The 17296-nt window shown below is 49.1% G+C and carries 10 protein-coding genes and 1 pseudogene; 7 read left to right on the top strand and 4 right to left on the bottom strand.

From position 1 onward, the window contains the following. Positions 1-11: 11 nt before the first annotated feature. From H9625_RS01265 to H9625_RS01290, 6 genes are all read left to right on the top strand, one after another. The gene (locus tag H9625_RS01265) at positions 12-1631 is read left to right on the top strand and encodes a RagB/SusD family nutrient uptake outer membrane protein (protein WP_087247472.1); all 1620 of its coding nucleotides are present in this window, start codon (positions 12-14) and stop codon (positions 1629-1631) included. A 31-nt stretch (positions 1632-1662) separates the two neighbouring features. Further along, entirely contained in the window at positions 1663-2784 is a 1122-nt protein-coding gene (locus tag H9625_RS01270) for a SusE domain-containing protein (RefSeq protein WP_158100098.1), read from the top strand. A 378-nt stretch (positions 2785-3162) separates the two neighbouring features. Continuing rightward, positions 3163-3999, top strand: a complete 837-nt coding sequence (locus H9625_RS01275) for a peptidylprolyl isomerase (RefSeq protein ID WP_191762781.1) — start codon at positions 3163-3165, stop codon at positions 3997-3999. 75 nt (positions 4000-4074) lie between these two features. Continuing rightward, positions 4075-5316, top strand: coding sequence for a M16 family metallopeptidase (locus H9625_RS01280; RefSeq protein ID WP_087247478.1), 1242 nt, complete (start codon positions 4075-4077; stop codon positions 5314-5316). Continuing rightward, positions 5313-6647 carry an MATE family efflux transporter gene (locus H9625_RS01285; RefSeq protein ID WP_191762782.1) on the top strand — a complete coding sequence of 445 codons (1335 nt, stop codon included), beginning with the start codon at positions 5313-5315 and terminating at the stop codon, positions 6645-6647. The genes H9625_RS01280 and H9625_RS01285 overlap by 4 nt, the downstream gene beginning before the upstream one ends. 138 nt (positions 6648-6785) lie before the next feature. Next, entirely contained in the window at positions 6786-9281 is a 2496-nt protein-coding gene (locus H9625_RS01290) for a hybrid sensor histidine kinase/response regulator (RefSeq protein WP_022040070.1), read from the top strand. 307 nt (positions 9282-9588) lie between these two features. On the opposite strand, the gene H9625_RS01295 is transcribed toward H9625_RS01290, so the two are convergent. Then, complete coding sequence (locus tag H9625_RS01295; RefSeq protein ID WP_191762783.1) at positions 9589-10806, bottom strand: glycoside hydrolase family 88 protein; 1218 nt, start codon at positions 10804-10806, stop codon at positions 9589-9591. A 19-nt stretch (positions 10807-10825) separates the two neighbouring features. Further along, positions 10826-12763: a glycoside hydrolase family 97 protein gene (locus tag H9625_RS01300; RefSeq protein ID WP_191762784.1), complete on the bottom strand. Its 1938-nt coding sequence runs from the start codon at positions 12761-12763 to the stop codon at positions 10826-10828. A gap of 167 nt (positions 12764-12930) precedes the next feature. Here H9625_RS01300 and H9625_RS01305 point away from each other — a divergent pair, with 167 nt between their 5' ends. Next, positions 12931-14166 carry a DUF4861 domain-containing protein gene (locus tag H9625_RS01305; RefSeq protein WP_191762785.1) on the top strand — a complete coding sequence of 412 codons (1236 nt, stop codon included), beginning with the start codon at positions 12931-12933 and terminating at the stop codon, positions 14164-14166. Positions 14167-14545: 379 nt separating this feature from the next. On the opposite strand, the gene H9625_RS01310 is transcribed toward H9625_RS01305, so the two are convergent. Together H9625_RS01310 and H9625_RS01315 are read right to left on the bottom strand one after the other, a co-directional pair. Next, on the bottom strand, positions 14546-16609 hold the full coding sequence (locus H9625_RS01310; RefSeq protein ID WP_225226176.1) for a beta-L-arabinofuranosidase domain-containing protein: 2064 nt from the start codon (positions 16607-16609) through the stop codon (positions 14546-14548). 6 nt (positions 16610-16615) lie between these two features. Further along, positions 16616-17296, bottom strand: a pseudogene (locus H9625_RS01315) (hypothetical protein); the annotation flags it as partial.

Here is a 17296-nt window from a genome sequence, read left to right on the forward strand (position 1 = left end):
ATTAGATAATTATGAAACTGAAATATATCACAACATCCTTACTTGCAGCTGGTTTATTTTCTTTTACAAGCTGCGTAAACGATCTTGACGTATTCCCGTTGGATCCCAATGTGGTAACTTCCAATGTTGCATACGACAGTGCTGAAAGCTATACGATGGCTTTAAATAAAATCTATTCAGTATGGGCGCTATCCGGACAAAACGGTGCAGGCGATTCTGACATTGCCGGACTGGATCCAGGTAATACGGTATTGCTCCGCTGCTGGTTTACCCTGCAGACTACCCCTACTGACGAAACCAAGAACGCATGGCCTGATGCTTGGGTTTCTTCCATGAACTCCATTACATGGACTACGGCACAAGTTGAACCTATTGAAGGAGCTTACCAGCGCGCCATGTACATTGTAGCTTTGGTGAACGACTTCATGAAGAACATCGGCAACGCACCCACTGAAATCAATCAAGCCCAATATGCAGCCGAAGCCCGTTTCTGTCGTGCATTGGCATATTATTCATTGATGGATTTATTTGGACGTCCGCCTTTCATCACTGAATCCAACTATTCATTGACACCCACACAGTTATCACGTGCTGAATTATTCAATTGGATTGAAAGTGAATTGATTGCCATCTATGATGCTTTACCAGTGAAAGCTGATTATGGACGCGCTGGAAAAGCAGCGGTAGACGCTTTGTTATCCCGCATGTACCTCAATGCAGAAGTGTACACCGGTACAGAACGCTATACCGACTGCATCATCCGTTGTAATAATGTGATCAATGCAGGATACAGTCTTGCTGATAACTATGCCGAACTATTCATGGCAGACAACGGTGAAAATACAGCAGCCAATAAGGAAATCATTTTCCCCATTATGGCAGACGGCGAAACCGCACAATCATACGGTATCGGAGCAATTATCCTTGGAACACGAGGAAGTAACCAAGGTGCAGAAAGCGGCATTAGTGGCGGATGGGCAGGATTCCGCGGTACAGGCAATTTGGTGCGTGTATTCGAGTTCCCCAGCAGCGATGAATCTACTTGGACTGCCGACAACATCACCGACAAGCGAGGCATATTCTATAGCGAAGGAAAAAGTGTAGATATTACCACATCGAACCTTACTTTTGATACGCAGGGATGGTCTGTGTTCAAGTTCACCAACCTTGACAGTAACGGGAATCCAGGCAAGAACGCCACCTTCCCCGACACTGACTTCCCTTTCTTCCGCTTGGGTGAAATCTACCTGAACTATGCCGAAGCCGTAGCACGTGGCGGACAAGGTGGAAATTTAGAAACGGCTGTAGGATATATCAATGCCCTTCGCCTACGAGGCGGAGCTTCTACTATCGGCAGCAGTTGGCTGACTGCTAACGCCAATGTGGGTGGCACTAGTACCAGTGTACAATACGGCAACTTGTTGAATGAACGTCAACGCGAAATGTACTTCGAATGTACACGCCGTACAGATCTTATCCGTTATGGATTATTTACTTCGAATAACTATTTGTGGGTTGAAAAAGGAGGGACACCGACTGGTGTAGGCGTAGACAACCATTACAATCTTTATCCTATTCCAACCACAGATTTGAGCGTCAACGCTAGTCTGACACAAAATGAGGGTTATTAATTTACCGTTTAACTTTAAAGTAGAACAGAACATGAAAAAGCTACTCAACTATATATCTGTATTAGGAATAGCCCTAGCTTTCACCGCTTGTGAAAACGACTTGGAAAAAGTTACCTACAATGTGGAAAGCACAAAAGCTGCCGTTTTGGCTACTCCTGCAACAACCAGCTATGTACTGGAATCACGCTATTCGGAAAATACGGCGTTTACCTTGGAATGGACAGCACCAGACTTTGGATATGATGCCATTGTCACTACAACCATTGATTTTGACTTAGCGGGTAATGATTTTGCTAATGCCATACAATTAGCATCTGTATCAACCGCTACATCACAAGAAATAACCATAGGTACCCTAAATGCTAACATTCTCACATTGCTACGTACATACGGCATTGAAGAAGATTTTAGCGCACGCGATTTTGAAATCCGTTTGTCATCTTCTATTTCTGAAGCTGCAAACCCACTTCTTTCAAATGTACTGACGCTAAATATCACCCCATACAGTGCCGACATCCAATACCCTGAAGTGTACGCCGTCGGTGATTACAGCGGATGGGGATGGGATACCGCACAATCACTCTTCAGTTTCAGTGAGGATGCTGTTAACTTTGAAGGCATCATCGACTTTGGAGAAAACAAAGGCAAAGGCTTCAAGCTGACAGGAGACACTAATTGGGATAATGGAAACTGGGGACTTGACGGAAGTGCGGCTGCACCCGAAGCCGAAGCACCCAGCATACAACTGATTAACGATGGAGGATCGGGAAATATCGCTTGCTATAGCCACCGCTACTACCGCTTCCAGTTCAATAACTCAACGCTGTTGCTGACCAACAACCTCAGCTTCGATGCCTTGTTCTTGGTAGGCAGCGCGTCAGGGCTGACTTGGGATACATCCAAACCCGAAAATGAAATGCAATTCGATCCGGAACGCCAACGTTTCTATATTGACTACACATTTGCGGCAAACGATGAAATCAAATTCCTGACCGACAACGGTACATGGTTCGGAGGTACAAGCGACGGTGGATTGAACACGCAAGACAATATTAAGATCGCTACTGCGGGCAGCTATCGTATCTACGTTAACTTGAACAACTCAAGCAACATGACCTACGAACTTAATGATGAAGATTACGGAGCAGAATGATGAGCCGTTAAATGGCATATTCCGAATATTACTCAAAAAGTAATAGTTAAACTTACACTCAAGACAAAGCCCCCAGCTGCAAAGAGCGGTTCGGGGGCTTTTGTTATCCAGAAATGCGTATCTTTTCTCTAAAAAATGTTTTCTTTATCCTGCCAGTGTAGAATCTTACAAATTTGTATTATCCATATATGACATCTGTCATACGTAACAGGCAAGTGAGCGTTTTTCCCCACATGCAGTGTGGGTTGTGTCCAATATAGCATCAATCCAAATGCATAATTTTTCATATCGCGCAAAGGATAACAACAAATTTCTGCATCCAATTTTCCCAAAAACTGGATGCCTTTTCGTACCTTTGCACAGCAAACACCTCGAATTATGAGAAAAGCAATCTTTTTATTAACCCTGATAGCCTGCAGCATCGCCTGCACGGGCAATCGCAAAACGAACAAATTTATGACAAACGGAGACGAAACTTTGGTATGTCTGGAAACCACAATGGGCGACATTACCGTAAAGCTATACAATGAAACCCCGAAACACCGCGACAATTTCATCAAGCTGGTGAAAGAGGGCGTGTATGACGGCACACTATTCCACCGCGTTATCAAAAACTTCATGATTCAGGCAGGAGACCCCACCAGCAAAACCGCCAACGATACGGCTTCATTGGGAAGCGGAGACGTGGGTTACACTATACCGGCCGAATTTGTCGACACACGCTACCACAAGCGTGGTGCACTGGCTGCCGCACGCCAGCCCGACAACGTCAATCCTGAACGCGCCTCATCGGGATGCCAATTTTATATCGTGACAGGTAACGTGTTCAGTGAAGACCAGCTTATCCAAATGGAAAAAAACATCAACCAAGGACGTCTGGACACCATCTTCCAAAACCTCGCCCGCAAGCACATGAAGGAAATCTACAAGATGCGCAAGGCTAATGATATGGCTGGCCTGCTTGCCCTTCAAGACACCTTGGAAGCACAAGCCAAATCGCAACAGTTGCAAGAAGGTATCCGCAGATTCACCCCCGAACAAATCAAGATTTACACAACAGAAGGCGGAGCACCCCATTTGGATGGCGACTATACCGTATTCGGTGAAGTAGTGGAAGGAATGGATGCCGTGGCACGAATTGAGGCAGCCAAAACCAACAAGGCAGACCGCCCGACGGAAAACATCCGTATCACCAAAGCAAGCATTATTAATTAATGAAGAATGAGGAATGAAGAATTTTCCATGCGGGCGAAGCGGTTCTTCATTCTTCATTCTTAATTCTTCACTTATATGATAAAGGTAAACCATTATACATTGGAAAACGGACTGCGTATTGTGCATAACGAAAACCGCTCCACCCAAATGGTAGCGCTCAATATCCTGTACAATGTAGGGTCGCGTGACGAAGACCCCGACCATACAGGATTCGCACATCTGTTCGAACACCTGATGTTCGGAGGTTCAGCAAACATCCCCGACTACGACACTCCCGTACAAAATGCCGGAGGCGAAAACAACGCCTGGACCAATACTGACATCACCAACTACTACATTACACTCCCCTACCAGAACGTAGAGACCGGCTTTTGGCTGGAGAGCGACCGTATGCTGAGCCTAGACTTCAGTCCTCAAAGCCTGGAAGTGCAACGGCAAGTGGTAATAGAAGAATTCAAACAGCGCAACCTGAACCAGCCTTATGGAGATGCCTCACACCTGCTTCGCGAAATGGCTTATCAGGATCATCCTTACCGCTGGCCCACCATCGGGAAAGAAATCAGCCATATCGCCAATGCCACACTGGAAGAAGTGAAAGACTTTTTCTACCGTTTTTATGCGCCCAACAATGCCATCTTATCCGTAACAGGACACATCCCGTTTGAAGACACCGTGCGTCTGGCACAAAAATGGTTCGGTCCCATACCGGCACGCGAAATACCCGAACGCCACCTACCCACCGAACGGAAGCAAACCTCCGTCCGCCGGCTTACCGTAACGCGCAAAGTACCTATCGATGCCCTATATATGGCATTCCATATATGCAACCGGTTCCAACCCGAATATTACGTGTACGACCTCATCACCGACCTCTTGTCGAACGGCAGGTCATCGCGTTTTATCCAAAACCTGGTACAGGAAAAGAAACTTTTCGCATCCATTGATGCCTACATATCAGGAAGCCTTGACGAAGGATTGCTGCACATTACCGGCAAGCCTGCCGCAGGCATATCTCTGGAAGAAGCCGAAAAAGCCGTGTGGGAAGAACTGGACAAACTGAAAACGCCATCCGTCTCTGAAGCTGAGCTGGAAAAAGTGAAAAACCGCTACGAAAGCGAACAGATATTCAACAACCTGAATTACCTGAACGTAGCCACCAACCTGGCTTATTTCGAACTGATAGGCAAGGCAGAAGACATCAACCGCGAAGTAGACAAGTACCGGGCCATCACCACCGGACAAGTACAGGAAACTGCCCGGAAAACATTCGTGCCCGAAAATTGCAGCATTCTTTATTATAAAGCAAAAAACACATGAACACACACTACCGTGCCCTGCTTGGCTTAGGGCTTCCCATCGTTATCGGACAGATAGGTGTCATTGTGCTGGGCTTTGCCGACACAATTATGGTGGGACACCATAGCTCGGTAGAGCTTGCCGCCGCCAGTTTTGTCAATAATATGTTCAATCTTGCCATCATCTTCAGCACCGGGTTTGCTTACGGACTAACACCGGTGGTGGGACGGCTTTTCGGAGAAAAAAAAACATTCGAAACCGGACAGGTACTGAAAAACAGCCTGCTGGCAAACACCGTGCTGGCGGCACTGGTATGTGTCCTGCTACTGGCACTCTACCTCAACCTTGACCGGCTGGGACAACCCGACGAACTGATTCCCTACATGCGTCCGTACTTTATGGTGCTGTTCGTCTCATTACCGTTCGTGCTGTGGTTCAATGCCTTCAAACAATTCTCCGATGGTATCACCGACACGAAAGTGTCAATGTGGATCCTGCTGGGCGGAAACCTGCTGAACATCATCGGCAACTATATTCTCATCTATGGCAAACTGGGGCTTCCTGAAATGGGACTGACCGGTGCCGGACTTTCCACCCTCATCTCCCGCATCCTGATGGTAGTGGCATACGTGGTTTTGTTTTTCTTCACCAACCGCTACCGGCATTTCCGCAAAGGTTTCTCCACAGGCAAGATCAATCGGGCCGACTTCACTCTGCTCAACCGGCTGGGATGGCCCATTGCTGCACAGATGGGTATGGAAACGGCCTCTTTCAGCCTCAGTGCCATTATGGTGGGCTGGCTGGGAAGTACCGAACTTGCCACTTACCAAGTAATGATAGCCGTGTCGCAAATCTGCTTTATGATGTATTATGGCATGGGAGCAGCCGTATCAGTACGCATCAGCAATTTCTTGGGGCAACGTGATTTTTACAACGTGAACCGTACGGCTAATACAGGTTTCCATATCATTCTGGTAATGATAATCTGTACCTCCGTACCCATCTATCTGCTACGTCACCATATCGGCGGATGGTTTACCGATGATGCCTCTGTCAGCCTGATGGTGGCACAAGTCATTGTACCATTCCTGCTCTACCAGTTCGGCGACGGACTTCAAATCAACTTCGCCAATGCCCTGCGAGGGATAGCCGATGTACGTCCAATGATGTTGTTCTCTTTCATTGCCTACTTTGTCATCTCACTCCCCCTTGGCTATATCTTCGGATTTACCCTCAATTGGGGCATCACGGGTATCTGGATGGCATTCCCGTTTGGACTCACCAGTGCAGGAATCATGTACTACCTCCGCTTCCGGTATAAAGTAAAGACACTGGGCAATACCCGTTATTAATTGTAAGCGATGTGAATCAGGGGTTAAAAGCCTAGAGTCTTGCTGATGAAACCGGTGCAAAAGGGTATCGGCACCTGACTACAACTTGATGTTAATTGCTAATTGTTAATTATTAATTGATAATTGTTAATTACAAAAATGTTTTCCACTTCCACTAAAATAGCATTCGGATTTATCCTGCTGACCGCCCTGCTTTTCGGTGCTATCGGCTACATCTACCGCCAAATGAACTTACTTACTGCCCCTACAGGCATTGAGGAAACCATCAGTGCACGCCGGAAAACAACCCATCAGATAGTAACCAAGCTCTACGATGCCGAGATTATCGGACAGACACTGCGCGCAGGCAGCCTGGACGAATATCCGCGCTACAGAAAAACAATGAAAGAAACCGGCGTACTCATCGACTCACTCCGCAACCTGCTGACCGACACCCTCCAGCAAGCACGTCTGGACACCGTAAGCTTACTTCTGAAACAAAAAGAATGGAACATGTTGCGCGTACTGGAAGTAATACGCGAAAGCCCTACCGATGAACTTTACCGCCAGCAGATAGACAGCCTCATTCTGCAACAAGACTCTATCCTGAGCGGCACACATGTGCAGCGCCGTATCGTAACACACCGCAATACCTACACCATTCATCATAAACCCAAGAAATTCTTCCGCCGGCTAGCCGACCTCTTTGCTCCGGGAAAGCCCGACTCTACCCAGGTGAACAACGTTGTGCAAGAGGTATATACCGATACCATCGATGAAGCATACAATCCTGTCGATACCATCGCCAGTATGCTCACCACCATTCAACACAAGGTGTTCCAAAGCCGGCAAGAACAACAACGCACCCTTGACGTACGCATCAACCAGCTCCGCATAGCTGGAAACATGCTAAGCAAACGGGTAAACCAATTACTGGATACCATTGAAGCCGATGAACAGGCAGCCATGGAGCGCCGCGTAATGCACGAACACGACATCCGCCAGCAAGCCGCGCATACAATGGCTACCATAGCCATCCTTGCCGTACTGTTGGCACTGGTGTTTTTCATCATCATCTGGCGCGACATCACCCGAAGCAACCACTATCGTCACGAACTGGAAAAATCGAAGCAATATGCCGAAAACCTCCTTCTGGCACGCGAAAAACTGATGCTCACCATTACACACGACATCAAGGCACCCGCCGGTTCCATTATCGGATACATAGACCTGCTCATCCGCCTGGTGAACGACCGGCGCCAGCTGTTCTACCTGCACAATATGCAAAACTCGGCACGCCACCTGCTCGACCTTGTCACATCCTTGCTCGATTACCACCGGCTGGAAGCAGGCAAAATGGACCTGCATCCTGTCAGCTTCAATCCTCACGAACTGTTCGATAATATTTACCACAGCTTTTTACCTATTGCCGAAAAAAAACAACTTGCTTTCATATTCGATGAACATGTAACTCCATCCCTGAACCTGGAAGGTGACCCCTTCCGTATCCGGCAAATAGCAGAAAACCTGCTGTCGAACGCGCTGAAATTCACAGAAAAAGGTTCTATTACCCTAAGCATCAGCTATAGAAATAACTCTTTCCAGTTCAGTGTGAAAGATACTGGATGCGGTATGACTTCCGAAGAACAGGCACGCATATTCCATGAATTCACCCGCCTGCGCAGCGCACAAGGGCAGGAAGGTTTCGGACTAGGCCTGTCCATTACACGCAAACTGGTGGAACTGCTGAAGGGAGACATCCACATCCAGAGCAGCCCCGGAAAGGGCAGCGTGTTCCACATATCGTTTCCCCTTCCCCTAGCCCAGACAATACGTCCGGAAACGACCGACCCCATCAGACTACATGCCGACAGGCAGGCACACATCCTGCTTATCGACGACGATCGTATCCAGCTGAATCTCACCGAAGCTATGTTCCGCAACCTCTTCGCACACCTTCCAGCAAGCCAAATCCCTTTCATACACTGCTGTACCCGTCCCGAAGAATTGTTCCGCCTGCTACAGTCGGAACCTGTCGACCTCATCCTGACCGATATCCAGATGCCAGTCATGAACGGTTTCGAACTGCTGAAGGAAATACGTAAGCAAGACACACCACAAGCACACACCGTGCCCGTTATCGCCATCACCGCACGAAGCGACATGAGTGAAACGGACTTCCACACGCAAGGATTTGCAGGATGTCTTTACAAACCTTTCAACCAACAGGAACTGCTGAAGATATGCCAGCACACGCTGCATACCGACTGGCAAACCACTCCGGTTCCGACCAAACAATTGCCCGACACATCTATAGAAAAACGGTTCAACTTCAACCCTCTGACTGCTTTCTCGGAAGATGATCCAGAGGCTGCCCGCCAAATTATGAACACCTTTCTTGCCGAAACACAGAAAAACCGCGAACACATCCTACAAATACTGGAAAACGGCACCGTACGCCAGTTGGGTGAAATTGCCCATAAAATGCTGCCCACTTTCACAATGATAGAAGCCCGGCATGCACTCCCTTCGTTACTATGGTTGGAAACACACCGTGGAGATACCACCTGGAGCGAAGAAACGCGCACACATGCCGACAACCTATTGAAGTGTATCGATGAAGTGATGGAAGAAGCAAAACGGTTTACAACCTGAGAAAACTGTTTCAGAGGCAGAAGATGGAATATTTCCCAATGAATCCGCAAACAGCCAATTTGGCAAAATGAGGATATTCTTTAAAAGAATAATATATAAAATTCACCACAGAAGGCACACAGAGTCTTTTCTATTTACGAGTTGACAATTTACTATTCCGACATGAAATCGTATATCGTAAAATCGGATAACAGCAAACAGATATTCCCCAGTGTCCTCTCTGTGGTGAATTGTTTTATCATTTACCGCAAAGATATACTTTTTAAGCCATAATCAAACTATCCGGCAAGAATAATCATCTGCCTGCCTACGATTTCATCTGCTTCAGCCTCATCAATGCTTCAATGTAATAATAATCGGCATAAATGATGGCTGCATCGATTTCGGAATGACTCGGATAATTTCCGGTGGAATGCAACAGGAAAGCCGGCTTGCTTTTCCCGCTCCGGTATTTGTCCGAACTCAGGCTTTCCAGCATACAGACTGCAGCCTTCTTGTATTCCTGCCCCTTTTCCGGTGATACATATCCGGATAATTCAAGCAATGCCGAAGCTACTACACAGGCAGCCGAAGCATCGCGGGGCGCGTATGGAATGGCAGGGTCATTAAAATCCCAATAAGGAACATAATCATCGGGCAAATGCTCCAGATACACGTCTGCTACCTTTTGCACGAAATCGAGGAAACGCGGCTCTTTCGTTTCGCGATATACCACCGTATAGCCATAAATAGCCCATGCCTGTCCACGTGCCCACATGCTGTTATCGTCATATCCCTGATGGGTGACTCCCTTGACAAACTCGCCCGTCAAGGTATCATATACAACCACGTGATACGATGTATAGTCGGGACGGAAATGATATTTCATCGTAGTATCGGCGTGGGACACCGCCATATCATACAGCTTTTTATCGCCTCCGTTCTTTGCCGCCCAAAACAACATCTCCAGGTTTATCATATTGTCCATTATGGTGTTATGCCCACCAAACATGGCTACATTACGGGGCCACGAAAGCATGGTACCCACCTTCGGATTGAACAATGCCGAAAGGGCTTCGGCACTGCGCAAGATAGCTTGCCGATAAGATTCATTACGTGTCAGGCGGTAGCCGTTCCCATAACTGCAAAACATCAGGAATCCCAAATCGTGGTCGTATGCAGGCTCATAGGTGAGATATTCTAACGAAGCGGTAAACTTCTCTGCCTCCTGCCGGATGGCAGGGTCGTTCGTATACTCATAATCATACCACAGGATACCAGGCCAGAAGCCGGCACACCACTCATCCTTTGTCACTTTGCTGCAGTACCAATGCGAGGCACTGTCGGCTATGTTCCGGGGCATCATCGTATAATCTACTCCCCCGTCGCGTTGAGCCAGCTCGTCTAACGTGCGGCGCACCTGAGCATCACAATATGCCAATGCTTCGTCTGCATCAAACCGCCCGGACACATCGCCAGATTTTGTATCTGCACAAGCCGTCAGACAAACTAACCCGATTCCAATCAACCAATTTCTTGTTTTCATATTTTCCTTCTATTGTATGTTATAATAATTGTCCTTGATAAGATTCCACTTTTCTGTCATCCTGGTCCGACACGGGAACCAGGCGAACCGCCGCCCCTCCGCGTGGCTTCAAGGCAAAGCGCAACGCCTGTTTGCCATCAACCAACCATTCGGAACATTTCACTTGCGTACGTGTGCCCGTCTCTTCTCCACCGTCGGCATACACATAGGCAATGTATGTCTGCCCTTCATCAAGAAAAGACAAGTCAATCTGCCGGGAAGAAGCTTCGTTGTTACCCAACAGCCCTACGAACCAAGTCTTTCCGCTGCGGCGGGCTATGCTCACATACTTGCCCGGCTCCCCTCCCAAGACTTTCGTGTCATCAAACACCGTCTGCAACTGCTCGAACCACGTTATTTCGGGTTCGCCTCCATAGAACGAAGGCTTATCATACCAGAACAGTGTCTGCAACGGGCTGTAAAATACCAGCGATGCAGCCAATTGATGAGCGTGGGTGGTTTTCAGACGCTTGTCGTAATAACAGATGGTATAGTCTGCCGCCCCGTTTATCATACGGGTAAAAGGCAGAATGGTATTATGCGTGGCATCGGGAAACTCCTCGTTGCCATGGATGCCTTCCTGCGTCAGCAAGTTGGGATAGGTACGGCTGAAACCCGACGGACGGAACTCGTCGTGGATATTTATCATCAGCCGGTTCTCGGCAGCATAGCGCACCATGTCGTGCAACCATACCGCCCAACGGTGGGAAGCATATTGCACAAAACCCGACTTCACGCCCACTACGCCCCATTTGCGCAGCAGCGGGAACAGCTCACGCATCTGCTTCTGCAAGGCGTGCTGGTTGACGTAAAGCCATACCCCTACACCTTTCTTCTTCCCGTATGCTATCACCTTGGGCAAGTCGAGTTTGGACACCACCTGCGTGGCATCTCCGTCGAATGAAGTACAGGGCATATACCATTGCCAGTCGAACAACATATAAGGAATCTTGTGCGCCGCGCAAAAATCAATTGTCTCCATAGCCCCAGCCGTGGTAAGCGTGGTCTCGCGCATAATCTTGCCGGGCTTTATCCACGAGACATCGGCTATCTCGCACGGCGGGTTCAGATTTTGGATGATATCGTTATGCTCCAGCAATTCACCGGACTTGTCCGCCACCATAATCACTTTCCACGGCGAAGCGAAGTAGGTCACGGCATCCACCGGACTGTACATCACCGACGTCAAGGTATTCGGCTTCTCCTGAGAGGCGAGGAACTTGGTCAGGCACCAGTCGTCTACATCGGCATCAGCCAATGCCATCCACGTTCCGCCGGGAAGTTCCAGCGTCAATGCACGCTCCACCGGCTGTTTGAGCGCATTCACATCCACGTGCTCGAACGGAGCCTGCGCCCACTGCTCCGCCCATGCCTTCGTGCCTTCGGGCAGCGTATATTCTGTCAAGTCACCCACGACCTTATGGAAGATGGCCTGCGGATGCTCAGGGAAGAAATAGCGGAAGGCGATGCCCTCATCATACGCACGTACCTCGATGTTCATCCGGTAACCCGAACCGTCCTTGCGCGACAGGTACAGCGTACCGCTATTGTGGCGGTCGCGCACCGTGCCCCGTTCGCCATACAGCGGATGCCATGTCTCGTCACAACTCCCGTACGACACCGAGTCAGCCTCCATCGTATCCATCCAGCAGTCGGGCTGGGGAAGGCTGCGCTTGCCCAATGCCATCTCCCATACCCGGTTGTCCAACTCCAGTCCTGCACGCGACGAACCAATCACCTTTTCACCTTTATAATACACTTGATAACAAAGCACATTCGCCCCCGAAGCCGAACGCGACATGTAGAACTCGACCTGCTGCGTCCCGCCAGGGGACTTCACTTCCAATTTCTCCGGTGCGGCAGCGTACATCGAAATGCCCGCCACACACATCATTATTCCTGCTACAAAATGTTTCATACGAATTTAGTCTTTTTGTTAAGGAATACGAACGAACTGGCAAAACCACTCAACCGAAACACGATTATTTTTCATCCGGACGAATTTTTCTGCAAAACCGTTGGCTAAACGCAAGAAATCCATACCTTTGCCCCCAAAGAAACAAACCTACTTAATATAAAAGAACTATGAACAAGATTGTACTTCTGACGGCAACGGCTCTGGGAGCCTGCCTGTGGGGATGCGGAAATCCCCAAACGGTCACCGTGACCGTAACCAACCCGCTCGATGCCGAACGCACGGGCGAAATGATAGAAGTGCCCGCCGCACAAGTGTTCCAATCGCTGGACCTGCCCGACACGGCACACGTCATCGTCTGCAACGCACAAGCCCAGGAAATCCCTTACCAGCTTACCCACGACGGAAAACTGATATTCCCCGTATCGGTATCGGCAAAAGGAACCGAAGCATATACCATCCGGCAAGGGACACCGGCTGAAACCGACACCGTAGCATACGGAAGGCATTACCCCGAACGTCTGGACGACATAGCCTGGGAAAACGACCGCGCCGCCTACCGTGCCTACGGACCCGCCCTGCAACAGAAAGGCGAACAGGCATACGGCTACGACGTGTTCACCAAGAACACCGACCGCCTGGTAGTGGAAGACCGCTACGCAATGGAACTGGACACCGCCGCCTGGGCAAAAATCAACGCCCTGCGCAAGGCTGGCAAAAAACAGGAAGCCGACGAACTGGTACGTCAAATCTCCTACCACGTAGACCACGGCAACGGAATGGACTGCTATGCCGTAGGCCCCACACTAGGCGGAGGCACCTCGGCACTGATGCCCGACTCTGCCATCGTCTATCCGTATTGTTATAAAGAATATGAAATTCTGGACAACGGTCCGTTGCGCTTCACCGTGAAACTTACCTTCAACCCACTGGTAATAGGCAATGACTCGGACGTAGTGGAAACCCGCATCATCCGGCTCGACAAAGGCTCGCAGCTGAACCAGACTACCGTAACGTATGCCAACCTGAGCCAACCCACACCCGTGGCAGGAGGAATCGTGCTCCATGCCGCCAATGCCGAAGGCTATGCCCACAACGCCCAGGAGGGATATATCGCCTATGCCGACCCTACCACCGAACCTCAATCGGACAACGGCATCGTCTACGTAGGTGCCGTATTCCCCGATACGACGGTGCAGACCAAAGTGCAGCTCTTCGACAAGCCCGCGGGCGATGCGTTGGGACACGTATTAGGAATCTGTACCTACCGTCCCGGCGACACCTTCACCTATTACTGGGGTTCGGGCTGGAGCAAATACGGCTTCGACACGGATGAATCGTGGACCGATTACCTGAAAGCCTACGCAAAACAGGTGCGCCACCCGCTGCAAGTGACCGTAAAGTAAGCTTTCCGGCACCTTGAAAAACATGTAAAATGCAATTCAGAGGTCTGAATCGGGCTTTGCAGACGTGCAAAATCCATTTCAGACCTCTGAATTTGACTTTGCACCACTTGCAAAGTCTGTTTTAGACCTCTAAAATCCATTTTGCATCACTTCGAAAGCCGATTTAGACCTCTGAAAACCATTTTGCAAGTGGTGCAAAGCCTGTTTCAGACCTCTAAATTCCATTTTGTATCACTTCGAAGGTGCCAGTAGGACGAATTGTTTTGAAACGCAGATTTTCGCAGATTCACGCAGATTTGATTCACATTGAAATTTATAATCTGCGAAAATCCGCGTGAATCTGCGTTTCTTCATCGTGCCGCTTCATTTATACGTTTACCTATTCTTTTATGTCCCAATACAACACGTAACGCTGGCGGTGCACATCGTAAAGGGGCAACACCGTCACGCCGTCTGCCGTGCAGAAGCGCAAACCGTCCTCCGTAATCCGCTGCACGCAGTTTTCGGGATGTCCGGCATCCCATATCAAGCCGGTGGGCAACCCTTCGGGGATATGGTAATCGTAGGTGTAATAGTCGTTATACTTCGACGGGTCCGAATCGGGGGCAGGCGGCAGCATTCCTTCCGTACCCAAGGCTCCGGCAAGCACCACCGGACCGTAGAGCAGGGCGGCGCGGTGAGGATTATCAGGCGCGGCCTCCAACGTCAGGTGCATCGGATAGGTCGCTTCGATGCGATCACCATCCTTCCACTCCCGTTCTATCGCGATATACGAGCCGGGCTGCTGGCGTACTTTCACCCGCTTGCCATTAACACGGACTTGCACATCTCTGCTCCATGAAGGATAGCGCAGGCGGAACGTAGTGCGCACCGGCTCTACCGGCTCGGCAGTCTGTACCTTTCCGGCGATGCCGTATTGCCAAGCCACTACGGTAACCTTTATCGGGAATCTGCCGCGAGGAGGTATCGGTGTAAAACGCAATTCATTGCCGCTTACTTCGGCGGGTCCCTCCTTTACGTAATAACGGACAGGCAACCCACAATCGGATTCCGCATGCAAAACGAGACGTTCCGTGCCATGCCGGACATCATTCAAGCTGGGAAACAATATGCTTTGCCTCTTCCCCTCTGTTATCCGAAGAGGTACTTTCATCTCCAACTCTTGCACCACACCTTTATACACTTTATCTCCCGGATGGCTTGCGACCAATGTAATGCTTCCGCTCCTCCGTGGATTATCCATCCCTATCCGGCTAAAACTGAGCACAAACGTTGTATCGTCCACTTTCTCAACCGGACCACACACACAATCTATACGAATAGTGCCTGCGGCATGTTCATCAGTCCTAACGCTGCGCGTACTGTCTGTAAAACAAGTATTCAAATGAAAAGTCACCCCGTCTGCATCAGGAGAAAAAGGCACAGATATACGTACGTGAGCTTTCGAATCATACTTCACCAACCCGCCCTTTTGTCTGATGCCGATGTATTGCATCCGCTTCCCCAGATGCTTGCGGTAACGGGCTTCGGTAAGCTCTGCCATTTCTTCATCGAAATACCAAAACGCATCGTGAGTATCGCCTTTATAATCCGAATAGGGAGCTGGTTCCGGACGCTTGCCTTCCATTGGACTCCAACGGGAAGCCAGCCAGCCTGCCCGTACATTTACCGGCTTCAGCTTACCCGAAGCCTCATCCAGCCGATGCTCCATCGCTTTTCCGATAAACAATGCGATATATGCTGCCGTCTCGTCCGCCACATCGAAATGTCCCCTGCCCGTATCGCACAAGAAAGAGATACAACTTTCGGGATACATCATGCGGAAAGCCAATGCCGGATTGACCCGCGCTTCCCACCATTCGTATTCGCCTTCAATCATCAGCCCCGGTATGCCATCGATGTTCCGCGTGCGCCCCCATTCCAGATTTGCTCTCCCGTATCCGGTCAGATTGGTGCGCGGAGCATCGCCATGTAAGGAAATGACAGCCAATGTCCGCTCCGGATTCCATGCGGCAAAGTTCCATGGGAAAGTAGCTTGCGCCGAGTGTCCTATCGGCACAATCGGCACGTCAACCAGTTCCGTATATCCGCTCACTTCCGCCAAGTCGGCAAGCATCTTGTCGAAAACTTCCTGTACACCGGTTGTCACATCCCACCGCTGGTCTAATTCAGGCGTAATCCATATCAAGGCAATTCCTAACCGCCCCATCGCCTCACGGAATGCAGAAAGATGAAACAACGTTTCTTCCGACATATTCTGTTGTCCCACCATTACCGCCTTCACCCGTTCGCACGCAGGAGGTATCCACAGGAACGCTTCCTGCGATTCCCCTGTTTCTCTTGACACGCATCCTTTCACCTTTACCGACCATTGCCATTCGGCAGCGGAAAGAACTGTTCCACACAACAAACATATTAAACATACAATACCTAATTTTCTCATTCTACTCTATTTTTTATATTTCACATCCAACAAACCATTCTGATAATTCACATGCATTGCTTCGCCGTTCACAATCAAGCGGGAAGGACGTTTTCCTGAACGGAAAGACGCATTTACATAAGGTTGTCCGTCTATCCATAAGTTCAAATCTCCACCGGCTGCCTTTTGTACAAAAAACAACTTAGAAAGTGAAGCAAAATACGAAACCCCATCACGGCGCAATGCACTGCCATAAGCCAGGAACAGTTCATCCGCCTCCGTAGGATTATCTCCCTCCGGATAAGACACGGCAAACATATAGGCATCGGTTACCCAACCATCCGCTTCTATCCACGAATTGCTATGCATCAACCGTCCGTCTGCCAACTGGTTGATGTAAATGTCCGTCACTTTTCCCTTATTCCGGATGCGAAGTCCAATCCAGTCTTTTCCTTCCCTTCGCTCCATAACCGGAAGCTCTTTTTGAGCCACACTGTCTTTCAAGATGATAGCCGTCAGTCCTTTTACCCTGTCAAACTTCCCAGGCAAATGCAATGAATAATAGAGTTTATGTAATTTAGATTTGTTATATATCGCGCATACGCGTATCTTTGCGACATGAATTACCACGACCATAAAGACAACAGCAAAAGTTTCCGTGCCTTGACGGGAGTTAGCCATGAACAGTTTTGTGCGCTTCTCCCTTAT

Source organism: Phocaeicola intestinalis (assembly GCF_014837065.1).
Lineage (GTDB): Bacteria > Bacteroidota > Bacteroidia > Bacteroidales > Bacteroidaceae > Phocaeicola > Phocaeicola intestinalis.